This window comes from Paenibacillus sp. Aloe-11 (assembly GCF_000245715.1).
Classification (GTDB): Bacteria; Bacillota; Bacilli; order Paenibacillales; family Paenibacillaceae; genus Paenibacillus; species Paenibacillus kribbensis.
Map to the genome: position 1 here is coordinate 45,887 of NZ_JH601040.1, position 18,680 is coordinate 64,566.

Consider the following 18,680-nt stretch of genomic DNA (forward strand, 5'->3'; position numbering starts at 1 on the left):
CGCCAGCCAGGTGAGCATTTCCTTGTTGGTGTTTTTTTCAAAGGCCGGCCAGCCTCCGTCGTCGTTTTGCATCGATATCACCCAGTTTAGGCCGCGGTTCCAGGATTCGAGATAAGCGGGATCGCGTTCAGACAGGCTGTGGATGGCGCGAAGGGCGGCCGTGGAGTCGTCGACGTCGGGGATGATCGTATTGGTGTCGGAAAACCCCCAGCCGCCGGGGGCGGTGCCGGGATTGTGAATCTGCCAATCTCCGGCTTTGCGATGCTGCTTGGACCGTAAATAGGCGGCAGCTTTTTGCATCGCGGAATGCCGGACGCTCACTCCGGCTTCCTGCAGCGCATAGGCCAGTAGGGCGGTATCCCAGACGGTGGAGGGGGAGTTTTGGATGGTGGTGTATCCGCCAGTCTTACAGCACATGGCGGACAAGCCGTCAACCGCGTGCGTGATCACCGGATGCTGCGGGTCGTATCCGAGGGCCAGCAGCGCGAACACCATCAGCACGGTGCTGCTGGCGTACGTGTACAGGGTTCCGTCTCCCTCAATCCGTTCCAGCATATACTGCTCTGCCTTTTTTACCGCCGCTTGGTGGATTCGCTGCGGTGTGCCGACCAGATGGCCGAGTGCGGACTGGATATACTCCAGCAGCTCGCGGTTTTCCCGGGAAAGCGGCTCCTCGGCTGGGCTTCGGTTGGTATAAAGCTCGCTTAAATCGGGAGTATGGGCGGTTTTAACGGAAAAATTCCGATCGGCCATAATGAGCAGCGGGACCAGATGGACGCGGGAATAGGCGGAAAAATCAAAAAAACTGAGCGGTAAAGAGGAAGGCAGCAGCAGCATTTCAATCGGAATGAGCGAAAGCGAGGCGGGCCATTTCCTTTGCCCGGTCGCAGCCAGCAGCGTTTTGGTCAGCAGGCTCGCCGCTTTTCCGATCCCGCCCCGGTCCAGAATGTATTGCTTCGCCCGCTGAACCGATTCGTCCTTTGGCTGACTGTACCCGGAGTACAACAACGCGTAATACGCTTCGACCGTCGCAGAAAGATTGCCTTCTTCCTCGTCCTTATACCACCTCCAGCAGCCTTCAGGCTGCTGCGCGGCAAGGATGCGGTCATGCAGCCCCCGGATCAGGTCCTCCTTCTCCGCGTTTAACGTGCGAAAAAGAATGATCACGTATGCGTCGAGCATCGTCCCGTTTTCGAAACAAAAACGCCAGGTGCCGTCCGGCTGCTGCCTTTGGATGAGCTCGCCGGACAGCCGGCGGATCTCCTCGTGGATTCCGGTAATGTTTTGGCCCATTCCCTGCCCCCTCCTTGTTATCGTCATCCCCATTATATGAGGCTCGGGAAACCGATTTTCGTGTTTGTAAAAAATATACCGAGAAAGCGACGTGGCGGAATGCGGGCGTAAAGTGGAGACGGTCATCGCGACCACTCGTTACAGGCTGCTGTTCCGTTTTTTTCACGCGCTATCGTCCGTTTCCCTGCTCCTTTTGGTGCTTTTTCCGATACTGTAACGGGGTATGCCCAGTGTATTGCTTGAATACACGGCCAAAGTGAGCGATGCTGTCAAAGCCCGTTTTTTCAGCAATGGCAGTCACTTTCCAGTTTGTTTCTCTCAGATACGCCCGTGCCTGCTGTACCCGGACATCCTGAAGATACTCTACTAAGGTAAAGCCTGTGGTTTGCTTGAAAATACGGCACAAATACGTGCTGCTAATATAAAAATGCCCCGCCAGTTGATCCAGCGACAGCTTCTCGGCATAGTGTGCATGCAGGTATTCAATGATCGAATATACTCGCTGCTGCTTCTCGCTGCGTTCCGGTGCAATGGTATCGGGAGCGGTAGATTGTATGCGTCTTATCCGGATAAGCAATTGGAGCAGCAAGCTTTGGAGATATATATGGCGGTATGCGTGCTCTTGATGGTACTCATCCAGCATTTGCCGGAACAGGTGCTCCAGCTCGCGTTGTTCCTCCGCCGAAGGTCGCAGCAGGAAGCTTTTCTCAGGTAAAAGAAGCGGGTTGTGGTCGCTGGACGGAGCGACAGGCATAGGCGTGGCTACAAACGATTCATCGAAATTGATCAAAATTCGCTCATGGCTGCCGCTCCCCTTGTTGCTTGTACGGTGAAAATCGTGTTTGCTGATCCAGATCAAATCGCCCTTCTGTAGCGCGTATACCCGCTGATTAATGTAGTAGTATCGTTCTCCTGCCAGCAGATAGTAGATTTCATGCGCTTGGTGGACATGGTCGGCGGACATGCTGAACGGGACCGTCCGCAGCGCTTGCTCGATGGCAAAACGGGGGGTGGCGATCATATCGACAGTCTCCTTTCATGAACGAATGCATGAGGATAATATATGCATACTTTTCGAATAAATTCACAATAAAAGCGAAGATTTTGCTCTTTTTTATACTATAAAATAAAAGCAATTCATGTAAAGGGTGTGAACCAATTGACTAAAATCAAATATGCACTTGTGGGCACTGGAGGCAGAGCCGAATTTTTTTACGGTGAAGTTGTTACCGTTTTCAAGGATACCTCGGAGCTGATCGCGTTCTGTGATGTCAATCAGACGAGAATGGATTATGCCAATCGGCTGCTGCAGGAGAAATACGACCATGAGCCGATTCCGACCTATAAAGCTCATGAATTCGACCGGATGATCACGGAAACGAAGCCGGATATCGTGATCGTCACGACCGTTGACCGAGTACATCATCGGTATATTATCCGGGCGATGGAACTGGGTTGTGATGTCATTTCCGAGAAGCCGATGACCGTGGACGAGGACAAATGCCAGGATATTTTGGACGCCATAGACCGCACCGGACGCAAGCTGCGCGTCACCTTTAACTACCGCTATGCCCCGCATAATACGAAAATCCGCGAGATTATTATGGACGGGACGCTTGGCGATGTTTTGTCGGTCAATTTCGAATGGCTGCTGAACACACAGCATGGTGCGGATTATTTCCGTCGGTGGCACCGGGATAAGCGCAATAGCGGCGGTCTGCTGGTGCATAAATCGACGCATCATTTTGACCTGATGAACTTTTGGCTCGGCTCGAAGCCAGAGACGGTATATGCAATGGGCGATTTGAAATTTTATGGCCGGGAAAATGCCGAGCAGCGCGGTGTGACGGAGTTCTACCAACGGGCTTACGGCAGCAAGGCGGCGGAAAATGACCCTTTTGCGTTGCATCTGGACCGTAACGAGCATCTGAAAAGCATGTATCTGGATGCGGAGCATGAGGATGGCTATCTGCGTGATCAAAGCGTATTTGGCGACAATATCAGCATCGAGGATACACTCAGTGTCATGGTGAAGTACAAGAACAAGGCAGTGATGAACTACTCGTTAAATGCTTACCTGCCTTGGGAGGGCTTTATCATCGTATTTAACGGCACCAAGGGACGGATGGAGGTTCGGGTATCCGAGCAGTCCTACGTTAATTCCGGTGGCAGCAAGGCAGATGAGGGTGCGTTAAAAGAGAAGACCATCACGATTTATCCTCACTTTGCCGCACCTTATGAAGTCGAAGTTGAGGAAGGTGTAGGTGGTCATGGTGGGGGCGATCCAGTCATGCTGCGGGATATTTTCGATAAGCCGGCAGAGGATCGTTTTCATCGTGCGGCCTCACATATCGATGGCGCATGGTCCATTTTAACAGGCATCGCTGCCAACCGCTCTATGCGTACAGGTCTACCAGTGAAGGTGGAGGGGCTGGTGCGTTTGTAGCGAGGCAGCAATGGGATAATAATCAGGTAGCCCCCTCCGTATTGGATTCGCGGAGGGGGTTGCTTTTTCATTGATGATCCGTCGTCAGCTTACGGGTTCCCAGTTGTTGTACAGGACGATGGTTATCGGGAAAAAGGGTGGCGAACCGGCTGATTTGGTCTGCCGACATTTCGATAGGCTGCTCCAGGACTATCCAGTTCACATGCTCGGTACATGGCGGCGTAGTCAGTGATCCGCTGTAGCGAATCGAGTGCAGGTCCTTCGGCAGAAGAGCCGCGAGATTGATTTCCTCCTCCAGAGCCGCTTCCTTGGAAACATCTGTTGGCAGTTTGGACCAAATACGGCTAAAAGCTTTATTTTCATTGCCGTTTTGAATGAGTACTCCTAAGACGGCTGTGCTACCGTTGTCGCTCTGATGGACGAAATGCAGCTCCATATCGGCATTTTTCCCATCTATTTGGTGCTCACTGGGGTGATGAAAATGAAACTGCTTTAAAGTAAATTTAGTACCGTCCAGTACAATATAATTGCTGGGGCTGGCTGCATTGATTTGAACGGTGTGTCCATTATTGAGTATGGATACTTTCGTATTGGTGTAGTGAGCCTGTATCGGTTGCTGCGTTTGCGAAGCTTCCAAACGGGTATACTCTATATTGACAGGCGATTGTTCTTGGCCGTTACCACAAGCGGCAAAATTTTTTTCCAGCTCTCCCCAATGCTCGGGTCCCTCATTTCCCTTATAGGACCAGTGCGGACTTTCCTGAACGACCGCGTGTACATTGTCAGCTACTGGGGCTGAGGTGTTGGTGGTGCTAGAAGTCGTGGACTGAGGAGTACATCCTGTTATCCATACGACCAAGAAAATGGAAAACACGCTGGATAGGCAAACTTTCCAGTTTTTTTTCATGGCTCTTTAACCTTCTTCCAGATAGAAAATGTGAAACTTTTTACATTGTAAAATATTTCACAAAGTCTCCACAAGGGTACAAGGACTTAGGAAAGAGCTTGAATATATATTTGTTTTCCTTGGGTAAAAATTATTATAATCTGTAGTGTAAATTACAAGATAATTCCATATAGCCGTTAAAGGAGAGATCACATGAAAGCAGCAATTGTTACAAAAGAAAACAAAGTCAGTATTGAAGAGAAGCCTTTACGCTCTTTGAAACATGGAGAAGCGTTAGTCCAAGTGGAATATTGTGGGGTTTGCCACACAGATTTACATGTTAAAAATGCAGATTTCGGTGATGTCACAGGCAGAGTTCTGGGGCATGAGGGCATTGGGAAAGTCATTGAATTAGGTGAAGGAGTAACCAGTCTTAAAATAGGTGATCGCGTAAGTATTGCCTGGATGTTCGAAAGCTGCGGTCACTGCGAATATTGCTTAACCGGGCGGGAAACGCTGTGCCGTGAAGTCAAAAATGCCGGATACACGGTAGACGGTGCAATGGCAGAACAATGTATTGTCACAGCTGACTACGCGGTCAAAGTACCGGATCGTCTTGACCCTGCCGCTGCAAGCAGTGTAACTTGCGCAGGGGTTACAACATATAAAGCAGTTAAAGTAAGTGAAGTCAGACCAGGACAATGGATCGGTATCTTCGGCATTGGCGGCTTGGGCAACCTGGCTGTACAATACGCAAAAAACGTATTCAATGCCAAAGTTGTAGCCTTTGACATCAGTGATGAAAAACTCGAACTGGCCAAAAAAGTCGGTGCCGACTATGTCGTTAATAGCCTGAAAGAAGACCCGGTCGCCCGGGCCAAGGAGTTAACGAAGGGTGCTGGTCTGGATGCAACTGTGATTACTGCTGTTGCCAAAACACCTTTCAACCAGGCAATCGACGTTGTGAAGGCTGGCGCGCGTGTTGTAGCTGTAGGCCTTCCAACCGATAAGATGGATCTGGACATTCCGCGTCTGGTTCTGGACGGTATTCAAGTGATCGGCTCCCTGGTCGGTACTCGTGAAGACCTTAAAGAAGCGTTCCAGTTCGCTGCAGAAGGCAAAGTCGTTCCTATTGTACAAAAACGTCCGCTTGAAGACATTAATCATATCTTCGATGAGATGGAGAATGGCAAAATTCAGGGGCGCATGGTCATTGATTTCACAAAATAAAATGATGCCGATCCACAGCTCCATAAGTACAGATTGGAATTGAGTTTTATAAGCGCGTAAGCGCCTGCTGATTGCGGGCGCTTTTTTCTATTGAACCGCTCTTTTTTTACTTTACAGCTTGTTCAGAATGTTATCCTCCAAAACAGCGGATTTATCTCCATACTCTTTAATAATATGCTTTTCTCCCCAGGCACACAGGGCATCCAGAATACTTTTCAGGCTACAACCGTATTCACTAAGCTCGTACTCCACTTTGGGAGGAACCTGATTGTAGCTGATTCGATTGACAATGCCGTCCTGCTCCAATTCCCGAAGCTGCTGAGTCAGCATTTTTTGTGTGATGGAAGGCATTAGCCGCTTTAATTCACTTGTCCGCATCTTTCCATGTGTCAAATGACACAGAATCACACACTTCCATTTCCCCCCGATCACCTCTAATGTCGCCTCAACCGAGATGTTGTATTTTTTCTGTCCCAATGCCGATCCCTCCATGTGCTTCACTTCGTGTTATACATATCTTAACTGCCTGTTTTGATCTAAATAGTCTTTGATTAAGGGTACTTTTTGGTACCTATATTACTAAAAAGTACGTACTGTTCATACTTGCTTGAATAATTCATAATAACATCTGCTGGTCGAAGATTTCTATAGATAGGAGTGAAAAACATGTCGTCAGATCAACAACGAAGTATTTGGCCGCTGCTGGCTTTAGCCGTAAGCGCCTTTGCCATAGGAACAACCGAGTTCATCAGCGTAGGGCTGCTTCCCCTGATCGCACAGGACTTGCACATATCCGTAACCATGTCCGCGCTAACTGTAACGTTGTACGCATTGGGGGTAACGATTGGGGCACCTGTCCTGACCTCACTAACATCAAGTGTTCCCCGTAAAACGCTGCTGCTGTGGATCATGATTGTATTTATAATAGGCAACAGCCTTGCTGCGGTTTCCAGCGGAATTGTGTTGCTGCTGATCGCACGCGTCATCTCGGCATTTTCTCACGGAGTGTTCATGTCCATCGGTTCCACCATCGCAGCCGACCTTGTGCCGGATGATCGGCGGGCCAGTGCTATTTCGATCATGTTTTCCGGGCTGACTGTAGCCACAGTCACGGGTGTACCTCTGGGCACCTATGTTGGGCAGCAATGGGGCTGGCGGGCCGCCTTCATGGCGATTGTAGTCGTTGGTATAGTGGCACTTATCGCCAATCTGTTGCTGCTGCCGTCTACGCTGCGCAAAGGGAACAAGACTCCTTTCCGCGAGCAGGTCAAACTGGTTACCAACGGTCGCTTGCTACTCGCATTTATCATTACAGCCCTGGGGTATGGAGGCACGTTTGTCGTGTTTACTTATTTATCTCCATTACTTCACGACATAACCGGATTTAAGCCCAATACGGTAACGTTCATTCTTTTACTGTACGGCATTGCGATTGCCATCGGGAATGTTATCGGCGGAAAAGCTGCAAACCGCAAGCCGCTTTCAGCTTTATTATACATGTTCCTGATTCAGGCTGTGGTTCTGTTCCTTCTGCTGTTTACCGTACCTTTTAAAACGGCGGGGCTGATTACGATCTTTTTTATGGGATTGCTTGCATTTATGAACGTGCCTGGTTTACAAATATATGTAGTGATGTTAGCGGAACGTTTTGCCCCCAAGGCTGTGGATGTTGCCTCTGCCGTCAATATTGCAGCCTTTAACGCAGGGATCGCGATCGGAGCTTATGCAGGCGGGCTTGTGACTGACTCGTTGGGACTCATTCATACGACATGGATCGGTGCCATTATGGTTTTTGTGGCGGTTCTGCTCACAGGCTGGAGTCGTATACTAGAAAAAAGGGATACAACTGCCTTGGTAGGCTAAAACTTATAAAAATTGGAGAGGAAGATATGGAATGACACAAAACTTGCAAAGCACAACAACCTTGCACAACGGAGTTCGCATGCCTTGGTTTGGCATCGGGGTCTTTAAAGTGGAGGAAGGCTTGGAGCTGGTCGATGCTATAAAGGCTGCTATAAAGCATGGGTACCGCAGTATAGATACAGCTGCAATCTATGCGAATGAAACAAGTGTAGGACAGGCCATTCAGGAAGCTCTTCAGGAGAATAACCTGTCGAGAGAAGAGCTGTTTGTCACGTCCAAGGTGTGGAATGCAGATTTAGGCTATGAGGAGACACGGGCAGCCTATGAGGCAAGCCTGAATAAGCTGGGCCTGGATTATCTGGACCTGTATCTGATTCATTGGCCGGTCCAAGGAAAATATAAGGAAGCCTGGAGAGCGTTGGAGTCCTTGTATAAAGAAGGACGGATCAAGGCGATCGGAGTCAGCAACTTCCAGATTCATCATTTGGAGGACCTTATGAAGGATGCAGAGATTAAGCCCATGGTCAATCAAGTGGAATTCCACCCGCAATTAACGCAGGTAGAGCTGCTGCAATTCTGTCAAAAGCACAGCATTCAATTGGAAGCCTGGTCTCCGCTCATGCAGGGCCAGTTGCTTGATCATCCGGTGTTGCAAGACATAGCAAGCAAGTATGGTAAATCGGTGGCCCAAGTGATTTTGCGCTGGGATGTACAGCAGGGAGTTGTCACCATTCCCAAGTCTACCAAGCCGCATCGGATTATTGAAAATGCCGACATCTTTGATTTTGAATTGACGCGCGACGATATGGAGCGAATTCAGGCGTTGAATGCCAATCTTCGGGTAGGTCCTGATCCAGATAACTTCGACTTTTAAATTCAGCTTATGATAAGGCGCCGTTTCTTTCTTCGTTGAAAGGAACGGCGTTTTTGTTCATATGAGTATGGAGTCACAGCATTCCACCCCCGCCATATGCTATGATAGAGTTATGGAAAAAGAGACGGTTTGGAAGCTTGTGAAAATGAAAACACTCCGGAGGGCCTCATGAATAAAACAATTGCAGATATAGCCCACATGGCCGGTGTGGCCAAGAGCACGGTATCCCGATATTTGAACGGCGGGGCTGTCAGCGTGGATACGAGACGTAAAATTGAAAAGGTGGTCAAGGCCACGGGGTATGTGCCCAATACCTTTGCCCAGAGCCTGAAGGCGAAGCGGACCAATATTATCGGAACCGTTGTGCCGCGTCTGGATTCGTTTGCGACATCTCATACGCTAATGGGGATAGATGAGGAGTTGCGTTCCCGGCATTATCAGATGCTGATCTCCAATACGAGCCAGGATGTAAAGCGTGAAATCGAAGCCCTCTATGAGCTGGGGCGGCAAAAGATTTCCGGCATTATTTTGCTGGCTGCTCAAATTACCGATGACCATCTGACCGCGATTCGTGACATTCGTATTCCGGTGTTGCTAGTGGGCCAGCAGCATGAGCAGATTCATAGCCTGATCCATGACGACTACCATGCGGGCTATGATATCGGCGCTTATGTTCTCTCGCAGGGACACCGTGAAATTGCCTACGTCGGTGTTACGGAGAAGGACGTTGCTGTTGGCGTACAGCGTAAAGAGGGCTTTAGGCAGGCTGTTCGGGATGCATTGCCTGCAGGTTCACATACGGACGATGCGTTGCGGGCTGCCGGGTATGATATCAGATACTATGAAACCGGATTTAAAATGGCCGATGCACGGATTGCTGCGTCTGCCATCTTGGATCAGTTCAAGCCGTCGTTGATGGTGTGTGCTACGGATAATATTGCGCTTGGCGTGATCAATGCGGCTTATTCCAGAGGGATTGCCATCCCGTCGGATTTATCGGTGACCGGCTTCGGGGGATACGATATTACAGAGGTTATTCACCCTGCGCTGACAACCGTGCAATACCCGTATATGGAGGCTGGACGTGTAGCGGCACAAAATATTATGCGGCTGGTAGAGCATAAACCGGTAGAGCAAGTAACAGTCATGAATTATGCACTTATTGAAAGAGAAAGCGTTGACAAACGCTAAACAGGTGGATTATAATTTCTACGAAACCGGTTCCATAGCACTCGGGCACAAGTGGAATCGGTTGCAATTCCATGGATGAAATATTTTTTTAATCAGATCGGAACCGGTTCCGATGTATTTTTTTAATGCGTTTGGAACCGGTTCCTATTACGAGAGTTTTAATAAAAATGAGGTACATCTATGAAAATGACAAACGAACAGAAGTATCGGCTGATTGAACAGGCAGAGCCAGGTGAAATAGCCAGCTTGCAGGAGAAGGTCAAGCAATGCCATTGGCGGCAGACGTTTCATATTCAGCCATCGACAGGCTTGCTCAATGATCCCAATGGCTTTTCCTATTACCAGGGTGAATACCATTTGTTCTATCAGTGGTTCCCTTTGGGAACGGATCATGGGATGAAGTACTGGTATCACTTGAAGTCCAAAGATTTGGTGACATGGGACAATGCAGGCATTGGCATCACACCAGGGGATACCTTTGATTCACATGGGGCTTATTCGGGCAGTGCGCTGGAGCATGAGGGCAAGCTGTATATGCTGTATACGGGAAATACACGGGATGAAAACTGGATCAGACATCCTTATCAATGCATGGCTGTTATGGATGAGAGCGGTCTCATTACAAAATGGGAGCATCCTGTCATTTCCAATGTACCGGAAGGGTACACAGACCATTTTCGTGATCCCAAGCTGTGGAAGGACGGCGACAGCTTTTACTGTGTGATTGGTGCCCAAAGAACGAATGCAACAGGCTGCGTCGTTCTTTATCGATCAACGGACCTTCATTCATGGCAGTTTGAGGGAGAAATACGCACAGGACTTGAGTCGTTTGGCTATATGTGGGAATGCCCGGACTATTTTGAACTGGACGGCTCGGGGGTATTGGTCTTTTCTCCTCAAGGCCTGGAGCCTTCTGGAGATGAATACCACAATATTTATCAATCAGGGTACATCATCGGCAAGCCGCTGAATACCGAGACAAGGACATTGGAGCATGGGGCGTTCCGCGAGCTGGATAGAGGCTTTGACTTCTATGCGCCGCAAACCATGGTTGATCCGCAGGGGCGGCGTATTATGGTGGCATGGATGGGATTGCCGGATATTGACTCTCCGACAGACCCGAACGGTTGGGCGCATTGCCTGACGCTGCCGAGGGAGCTTATCCTTCATGAGGGTAAACTCTTGCAGCGGCCTGTCCCTGAGCTGACTGCGCTGCGCAGAAAGCGTGAGGATCGGGTAGCTGACACGTTATCGTCAGAGAGAAAAACCTATGAGGGCTTCACGGGTACGGCCTATGAGCTGATTTGTGAGGTTGATCTTTTGAGCGCCAAGGCGTTTGGTATTGAATTCCGCGCGAGTGCAACTGAGAGAACGGTGATTAAATATGATGCCGTCAGCCGTAAGCTAGTACTGGACCGTTCGCAATCGGGCGAGCCTGTGGCGGCTTCGTATGGCGAGGTTCGGCAGTGTGCATGGAATGAAGACCATATCAAGCTACATTTGTTTGTAGATATGTCTTCGGTTGAGATTTTCGTCAATGATGGGGAAGAGGTGTTCACCAGTCGTATTTTTCCGCACCCAGAGAGTGACGAAATACACTTTTTTGCTGACAAGGGAGAGGCTCTCTTCCAAGCGGTAAAATGGGGTTTTACGGAGTAGGCTAATTCACCAAGTGGATCGTTAATCATCAATAACATAACGGAATGAACGAGAGGATGGACATCATGGCAGAAAACCGGGAAATTGCCAAAGAAGTGATTGAAGCGATTGGTGGGAAGGAAAATATTGCATCCTTTGCCCACTGTGCGACACGTCTGCGGATTATGGTGCATAACAAGGAGAAGATTGATCAGAAAAAGGTTGAGGAGATCGACAAGGTCAAGGGTGCTTTCTTTAATTCAGGTCAATATCAGATTATTTTTGGTACAGGAACCGTAAATCGGATTTTTGAAGAGGTTGAAAAGCTTGGCGTGACCGGATCCTCGAAAGAAGAGGTGAAAAGTCAGGCGAAAAAGGAAGGAAACGTATTCCAGCGCTCGATACGTACCTTCGGTGATGTCTTTGTGCCGATCATTCCTGTGCTGGTCGCTACAGGGCTGTTCATGGGTCTGCGCGGCTTGCTCACACAGCCGCAAATTCTCGCTCTGTTTGGCATGACGGCAAAGGACATTTCACCTAATTTTCTATTGTTTACACAGGTGTTAACGGATACCGCCTTTGCTTTTCTGCCTGCGCTGGTCGCCTGGTCAGCCTTTAGAGTATTCGGCGGCAGCCCGGTATTGGGTATTGTGCTTGGTCTGATGCTGGTGAACCCGGCTCTGCCCAACGCTTATGGTGTGGCGGACGGCTCTGCCCACCCCTTGACGATGCTCGGATTCATTCCTGTCGTGGGCTATCAGGGCTCGGTATTGCCAGCCTTTTTCGTAGGCTTGATTGGAGCCAAGCTGGAGCGGGCGCTGCGCAAACGGGTGCCTGAAGCGCTGGATCTGATCCTTACACCGTTTTTGACACTGTTAATCATGATTACACTCGGGCTGTTTGCCATCGGTCCGGTTTTCCATTCCTTCGAAGAATGGGTGCTGCACGGAACGACCTTTGTACTTGATCTGCCTTTTGGTATCGCAGGGATTATCATCGGTTTCTTGCATCAAATTATCGTCGTTACGGGTGTGCATCATATATTTAATTTTCTGGAAATTCAACTGCTTGAAAAGACTGGTGTGAACGCATTCAACGCGATCATTACCTGCGCCATGGCTGCTCAAGGTGCCGCTTGTCTGGCGGTTGGACTGAAAACGAAGAACGCCAAGCTGAAAGCGTTGGCACTTCCTTCCTCGCTGTCTGCTTTTCTTGGGATTACAGAGCCGGCTATTTTCGGTGTCAACCTGAGATATATGAAGCCTTTTGTTATGGGGCTGATCGGTGGGGCAGTTGGTGGTTTTATCGCCTCCATCTTCCATTTGGCGGCAACAGGTATGGCCATTACAGTCATTCCGGGCACGTTGCTCTACATGAACCATCAGCTTCCGCTTTACATTTTGGCGAACTTGGCTGCTATGGCTGTAGCGTTTGTCCTGACCTGGATGTTCGGCTATAACGATAAAATGCTGGAGGAAGTCAAAACAGCGGGTTCCTCCAATTAACATCGCCGTGGTGGTACGAATAAGCACACGTATATAAATGAACTGTAACGGTCGTTCTGTCTTGGAGAGAAGTATCCAAGCGGGGCGGCCGTTTTTATGATAGATGCAGCTGAGGTTCATGTCACTGCCTCCTGACTGGGTTTTCATACCGGCTGTTAGCCACTGCCGCGACGATATTCCGTTCTGTCTCCTTTACGGCCTCATCACCGTATCGTTCAAGCTGGATTTCTTCCAGCGTCTTGCCTCTCGTCTCCGGAGCCATCAGGATGCCGATTAGAGCCGATACCAGCAGGAAGCCGATCATGATCAGCCCCGACATCTTGAAGCCGACGGAGGACAGCATCATAGGCACCACCAGCGAGATCAGACCAACCGCCACGCGGGCTACGCTGAACAGGAAGCCCTGCGCTTTGGCCCGATACTTCGTATGAAACAGCTCTCCGGCCCACAGTCCGTAGAAGGCCTGAGCGCCGAAGCCAGCCGCCACGCCCCACAGAACGACGAAAATAATCAGTTCGGCGTAGCCCATGCCGCCGAAGGCCAGAACAAGCCAGGCCGCAATGCCCATAAAAGCGCCGATGCCGAAAAGGACCTTGCGGTTCATTTTGTCCCCCAGCTTTATAAAGACGAAGTAGGTGGATGCAACAGTCAGCACCCAGAGGAACGCCTGGAGAAGATTGGCCTCTGCCGCGGTAAGCCCGCCGACTTTCTGATAAATATAAGGCATGAAATAACCCATGACCCCGGCAACCAGATTCCAGAAGCAGTAGATGCCGAGCAGCAGGACGATCGCTTTCAGGTTGGCCTTGTTCGTGAACAATTCCTTGACGGAGCTCTTCGTAGCGCGTCCCTTGGCCTGCAGCTTGACTTCCTTTGCCTTCTCTTCTTCCCAAATCTTGCTCTCGTTAATCTGCTGCTGCATGATCCAGGTGATCAGCGCGATGACAAACAGCTGGCCGAAGATGATCCGGCTACCCAAAAGACCGAGCGGGGCCAACGCACCCGAGAGCAGCAGCGAAATGGCGGGACCTATCGACCAGGCCAGTTGGCCGTAGCCGACCCGTGATGCGCGTGCGTCCGCCGGGGCTTCTTCGGAAATGTAGGTCCAAGCCGCGGGGATGGCGGCACCGACCGCTACCCCTGTGATGATATAGCCGGCCAGCAGCATCGGGAAGTTGAAGGACAGAGCGACGAGCAGTACGCCGAGCATGTAGACGAGAAGGTCGTACTTGTAGATCAGCTTTCTTCCGTATTTATCAACCAGATAGCCACCGATCAGGGCGCCGATGGCCGAGCCAAAACCGTTGGCGCTCAACGCTCCCAGCAGACCGACCTTGACGTCGTTCAGGTTCAAATACTCGACCCACAGGGACAGTCCGCCCGCTCCCGCAACAATGGAACCCGCTTCGAGATAATTGGACATTGCGACCGTAACCGTCGATTTCAAATCGGATTTTTTGCCTTTTACCGCTTGGGTTGTCATTGCGGCACACCTCCGTTAAGTGCATGCCGTCTATGTCCCAGGTGAAAGACCTCCGACAATTCGATCGACACCGGACTGTGATTCGGATTCGTCTCCATAATGTCCTTCATGTAGTCCCACCATCTCCTGCACACCGGCGTGTCGGCGGATTTCGCCCATAGCTCTTCGTCTTCGATTTCCAAGTACGCGAACAAAGTATGGGAATCGGCATCCAGGAAAATGGAATACGTGGACACTCCATGCGCGAGCAGCATTTCCTCCATTTCCGGCCACAGCTCATCGTGACGTTTGCGGTATTCTTCGTGGCAGTCTGCAAAAACCTTCATGATCGATGCCTTGCGTATCATTTCATCCGCTCCTTTCCGTTCGTGAAACGGCCGACAGTTGTTACCGTTTACATTTATAACTATAAAGCTGTGCCGCCGATCCGGTTAGGAGAGGATATTCAGTTTGGGTAGACAATTTTCGGGTCTTTCGGTTTCGTCAACGCTCTTTCCTCGGCGCCTGCTGCCGGGAATCCCGGTAATGAGAAGGCAGCTGACCAAAGTGCTGCTTGAACAGCCGGCTGAAATACTTGACGTCCTGGTAGCCCACGCTACGGCTGACCTCCTGCTGCTTGCACCCCGGGTCCTGAAGCAGCCTTCTGGCCTGTTCCATCCGCATCCGGGTCACATAATCCAGTACGGTCTCCCCGGTCTGTAACTTGAAGTATTCGCAGAAGTAAGTGGGATTCAAGTAGACGGCGTCCGCGATTTTCTTGATCGTCAGGCTGCTTCCGAGGTTTTCCTGAATCCAGGCCTTCGCCGCTTCGACGGGTTTTATGTTCTGCTGTGTCCGCGCTTCCACCAACGCCTCAGCGGCCCCCCGCGCTTCCGTTATCACCGCCCGGCGCAGCTCCTGGAGATTCACGGCTTCCTGTACCGCCTGCAGGGCGTTCTCCACCGACTTGGCGACGCCTTTCTCGCCTCCGCTCTCCAGCAGCGTCGAGTGGATCAGCAGCATCAGATTGGCAGCCGCCTCCCTGATCCGTGCAGGCGAGGAATAGCCCTCAATCCGCGAAAACAGCTGTCGACATTCGCTTTCCGTCCGGTCCGGTTCGGCCTGCTCGATGCTTCGTTTGATTTTTTGCAGAAGAGCCGCAAGTCCCCCGTCTTCGTTCCGCTCCCTGCCTTCCTCCGCTGTGTCTTCAAAGCGGAAGACCTTATTGCCGCCGTTCAACAGTCGGTGCTGCACCGCCGCCATGCACTGTCTTTTGATCATGGGCAGCAGGTACAGATCCTCGATCCAGTCGCCGTAACCGACCGAAACGGTAAACGGCGTAAAGCTTCTAACCGCCCGACAGATCCGTTCTCCGGCCTCCTCGGCCCTAGAATGCAGCTCTTCAAACGCAGATTCCACTGGGAGAGCCAGCAGGGCCCAGAACTCCGAATGCTCGCCCTTCCAGACCCAGCTTGCTCCGCCGATCTCTCTTTGCGATTCCTCCGTCACTTCAGTAATAATGTTCTCAAGCGCGTAGAAATACGCCTTCCAGTCTTTATCTACAAACGTCCGGGCCTTGACTGGCATGGAGTCCAGGCTGATGTACATCAGCAGAAACCGCTCCTCGGGAAACTGGCTCACCCAATAACCGAGATGGGTTAAATCCGTATCCGCCGCTGTAATGTAGGCCAGAGCCTGGGTCTGTCTAGTCCGTTTTAACAGATCTTCCTTTTTGACAGAGTCGATCCGCTGATACCGTTCAAGCCTGCGTCCTTCGATTTTCGCCTTCATTTCCTCCAGACGGACGGCGAACTGCTCGCGATCGATCGGCTTGAGCATATAATCCGCCGCTCCGCCCCTTAGCGCGGACTGTACATATTCAAAATCATCGTAACCGGTAAGGACGATCGCGAAAAATTCATACTTCTTCAGCGTCTCTTGGATCAACGTTAATCCGTCCATTTCCGGCATCCGGATATCGGTAATCAGCAGATCGACGGCTCCGCCGCAGCTGTCCAGATACCGGAGCGCCTGCTGTCCGTCCCCCAAAGCGGCAACGACCTCCCATTCCTTGCCGAGAGAGGTCACCAGCCGCTCCACTCCCCGGCAGATCCGGGGCTCGTCGTCTACGATCAACACTTTGATAGGATCCATAGCCATATGCTCCTTAAGTGATTTCCGGTTACTCGGGCAGTCCGTCAATCGCTTCCCGGTCAAGCAACGGAATGCGGACAACAACGGTCGTACCCTTGCCGTACTGGCTTTCCAGCCGTAAACCATATTCCTTGCCAAGCATAAACTGGATGCGCGCATGTACATTTTTTAAACCGAATCCCGAATCCTTCCGCTCGGTCACCGACTGCTTAAGCTGGCCGTTCAGTTCCTCCAGCCTGGCTTCCGGAATGCCAGGACCGTTATCGATCACCCGGAACTCAGTGCAGGCGTGAGATCTTCCTTTTTCAACGGTCTGGGTGATTACGATACGGACATGCAGCCGATGCCTGGCCTCCATGCCGTATTTGATGGCATTTTCGACCAGCGGCTGAAGGATAAATTTCGGCGTATAGAGAGTCGCATCTCCGGTATCGATCACTTCGAACGAAAGGCGGTCCTCAAACCGGAAGCTTTGGATGGTTAGATAATCCCCTACATGGCCGATCTCCTCTCCTACGGGAATAAAACGAGCTTTATTGGATACCGAAAAGCGAAGCATCCGCCCGAGCAGTGCCACCATTTTGACCACATTTTCCTTCTCGCCCTCTTCGACGGCCATGCTGATCGTCTCAAGCGTGTTGTACATAAAATGGGGATTGATCTGAGACTGCAGGGCGTACAGCTCGGCTTCCTTCTGGCTCAGCTCGATCTGTACATTCCGCCGGATCAGATCCTGAATCGTCGCCACCATCGAGGAGAAGCTGCTGGCCAGCATGCCGACCTCGTCTTTGGTGTGTATGCCAGGATCGACGTTGAAGCGGCCCCGCTCGACCTCGCGCATCAGTCGGCTCAGCTTCTCCAGCGGACGCGTGACGCGGAACGAGAACAGGATGGAGATGACGATCGTTATGACCGCGAACCCGATGAACAGATAGTTGGTCACCTTCCACACAAGCTCGGACCTTCGGGTCATGTCCTGAAGACGGGTGCTGTGCACGAGCAGCCAATCGTACGAGGCGGACGAAGAAATGCTCATGATCGTGCTATCCCCGGAGAAGGTCTTCAGGAAGCTTCCGCTGTGCACCGGATAATCCGGCAGCTCGCGGTCAAAGGTCCCGATTAAACTCCGGTCGGTATGGTAGAAGATCTCTCCTTGATCATTCATCAGCCAAAAGACGGCGTTCTCGCTCTGTTCAAATCCCTGCAAAATGTCATCGATAAAAGCCAGCCGGACGGCAATGAACATCGTCCCAAGGTCGGTCCGGTTCTCCACATCGCCAATCTGTTTTATGATGATGAGAAACGGTTCGCCGCTTTGGAATTTGAGGCTGAAATCGGTCGAGAGCAGCATTTTTGCTTTGCCCCTCAAATCAAGGTCCTGTCCGTAAGGAATCAGCGGACCACCCCCGCTCATCCCCGTATATTCCATCCGGGCGGCAGAGAACAGACGGTTCTTGGATAGAATGAAGACGCCCAGCACGTCCGGATTGCTTCCTTCCAGATAGGTCGCCGACATGTATTTGTTCATGACATATTTATCATTGTTCAGGTCTGCACTGCTCTGGTACGATCCTTTCCGCAGGATGCGAACCGCTTCGCCCGAGTTGAACAGCTGCTCTGGAAGAGCCGTCAGCTGCTTGATGCGCTGGTCGATCATCAGGTTGGCCTGACCCAGAAACCTCGGCATATACTCCCCGATTTGCTCGACGATGGAGGAGGTATACTGCCGATAGGCGACTACGCCGAGTACGGATATGGGAATAGCCGTCAAGACGATATAGACGATGATCAACTTGATGCTGAGCCGGAAATCCCGGAAACGGAAGCTTTTCCCTCTAAAAATCATATTCGTCCACATTCGCCTTCGTAAAATCGAGCGGATCTCCCATAATCACCGTATCATCTTTCACCCGGATCTCTCCCACATTGCGTATCGTTTCCCCGTTGACGGGACTGACGCTGTCCAGCAGATTGTTGGCCAGAACCATCGTCAGGTAGCCCAGCTTCTTCGGGCTCCAGAGCGTAACGTTCCGCACGGTTCCGTCATTCAGATAGGGTCTCATTAAATTGGGCGTCGACAAGCCGACAATATGAATCCGTCCGGCCGCTCCTCCGTCCAGCACCGCCTGAGCGGCGGC

At 51.0% G+C, this 18,680-nt stretch carries 15 protein-coding genes and 1 pseudogene; 7 read left to right on the forward strand and 9 right to left on the reverse strand.

Annotated features, from left to right (window positions below; genetic code table 11):
• Nucleotides 1-1,293 (reverse strand): prenyltransferase/squalene oxidase repeat-containing protein (locus tag WG8_RS01350; RefSeq protein ID WP_007428263.1); only part of this gene is annotated, 1,293 nt, incomplete at its 3' end.
• A gap of 169 nt (nt 1,294-1,462) precedes the next feature.
• Nucleotides 1,463-2,314 (reverse strand): helix-turn-helix transcriptional regulator, encoded by an 852-nt coding sequence (locus WG8_RS01355; RefSeq protein ID WP_007428264.1) that lies wholly within the window; start codon nt 2,312-2,314, stop codon nt 1,463-1,465.
• A gap of 138 nt (nt 2,315-2,452) precedes the next feature.
• Between WG8_RS01355 and WG8_RS01360 the strand changes: the two genes are divergently transcribed.
• Nucleotides 2,453-3,739: a Gfo/Idh/MocA family protein gene (locus WG8_RS01360; RefSeq protein ID WP_007428265.1), complete on the forward strand. Its 1,287-nt coding sequence runs from the start codon at nt 2,453-2,455 to the stop codon at nt 3,737-3,739.
• Nucleotides 3,740-3,806: 67 nt separating this feature from the next.
• Here WG8_RS01360 and WG8_RS01365 read toward each other — a convergent pair whose 3' ends face one another.
• Nucleotides 3,807-4,646: a carbonic anhydrase gene (locus tag WG8_RS01365; RefSeq protein ID WP_007428266.1), complete on the reverse strand. Its 840-nt coding sequence runs from the start codon at nt 4,644-4,646 to the stop codon at nt 3,807-3,809.
• 192 nt (nt 4,647-4,838) lie between these two features.
• Here WG8_RS01365 and adhP point away from each other — a divergent pair, with 192 nt between their 5' ends.
• Entirely contained in the window at nt 4,839-5,855 is a 1,017-nt protein-coding gene (gene adhP, locus WG8_RS01370; protein ID WP_007428267.1) for an alcohol dehydrogenase AdhP, read from the forward strand.
• A gap of 111 nt (nt 5,856-5,966) precedes the next feature.
• Here the strand turns inward: adhP and WG8_RS01375 are convergent, their stop codons facing one another.
• Nucleotides 5,967-6,332 carry a winged helix-turn-helix transcriptional regulator gene (locus WG8_RS01375; RefSeq protein WP_007428268.1) on the reverse strand — a complete coding sequence of 122 codons (366 nt, stop codon included), beginning with the start codon at nt 6,330-6,332 and terminating at the stop codon, nt 5,967-5,969.
• 189 nt (nt 6,333-6,521) lie between these two features.
• Between WG8_RS01375 and WG8_RS01380 the strand changes: the two genes are divergently transcribed.
• From WG8_RS01380 to WG8_RS01400, 5 genes are all read left to right on the forward strand, one after another.
• Nucleotides 6,522-7,718, forward strand: coding sequence for an MFS transporter (locus WG8_RS01380; RefSeq protein ID WP_007428269.1), 1,197 nt, complete (start codon nt 6,522-6,524; stop codon nt 7,716-7,718).
• A 31-nt stretch (nt 7,719-7,749) separates the two neighbouring features.
• The gene (locus WG8_RS01385) at nt 7,750-8,592 is read left to right on the forward strand and encodes an aldo/keto reductase (RefSeq protein WP_007428270.1); all 843 of its coding nucleotides are present in this window, start codon (nt 7,750-7,752) and stop codon (nt 8,590-8,592) included.
• A gap of 168 nt (nt 8,593-8,760) precedes the next feature.
• The gene (locus WG8_RS01390) at nt 8,761-9,783 is read left to right on the forward strand and encodes a LacI family DNA-binding transcriptional regulator (RefSeq protein WP_007428271.1); all 1,023 of its coding nucleotides are present in this window, start codon (nt 8,761-8,763) and stop codon (nt 9,781-9,783) included.
• Between the two features lie 180 nt (nt 9,784-9,963).
• The gene (locus tag WG8_RS01395; RefSeq protein ID WP_007428272.1) at nt 9,964-11,442 is read left to right on the forward strand and encodes a glycoside hydrolase family 32 protein; all 1,479 of its coding nucleotides are present in this window, start codon (nt 9,964-9,966) and stop codon (nt 11,440-11,442) included.
• 65 nt (nt 11,443-11,507) lie between these two features.
• Entirely contained in the window at nt 11,508-12,926 is a 1,419-nt protein-coding gene (locus tag WG8_RS01400; RefSeq protein ID WP_007428273.1) for a sucrose-specific PTS transporter subunit IIBC, read from the forward strand.
• A 121-nt stretch (nt 12,927-13,047) separates the two neighbouring features.
• Here WG8_RS01400 and WG8_RS01405 read toward each other — a convergent pair whose 3' ends face one another.
• From WG8_RS01405 to WG8_RS27650, 5 genes and pseudogenes are all read right to left on the reverse strand, one after another.
• A complete protein-coding gene (locus WG8_RS01405) occupies nt 13,048-14,409 on the reverse strand; it encodes an MFS transporter (protein WP_007428274.1) in 1,362 nt (453 codons plus the stop codon).
• The gene (rhaM, locus tag WG8_RS01410; protein ID WP_007428275.1) at nt 14,406-14,756 is read right to left on the reverse strand and encodes an L-rhamnose mutarotase; all 351 of its coding nucleotides are present in this window, start codon (nt 14,754-14,756) and stop codon (nt 14,406-14,408) included. Before rhaM ends, WG8_RS01405 begins: the two co-directional genes overlap by 4 nt.
• 136 nt (nt 14,757-14,892) lie before the next feature.
• On the reverse strand, nt 14,893-16,542 hold the full coding sequence (locus tag WG8_RS01415; RefSeq protein ID WP_007428276.1) for a response regulator transcription factor: 1,650 nt from the start codon (nt 16,540-16,542) through the stop codon (nt 14,893-14,895).
• Between the two features lie 28 nt (nt 16,543-16,570).
• Nucleotides 16,571-18,388, reverse strand: a complete 1,818-nt coding sequence (locus WG8_RS01420) for a sensor histidine kinase (protein WP_007428277.1) — start codon at nt 18,386-18,388, stop codon at nt 16,571-16,573.
• Nucleotides 18,378-18,680 (reverse strand): annotated as a pseudogene (locus WG8_RS27650) (autoinducer 2 ABC transporter substrate-binding protein); the annotation flags it as partial. The gene WG8_RS01420 and the pseudogene WG8_RS27650, both read right to left, overlap by 11 nt.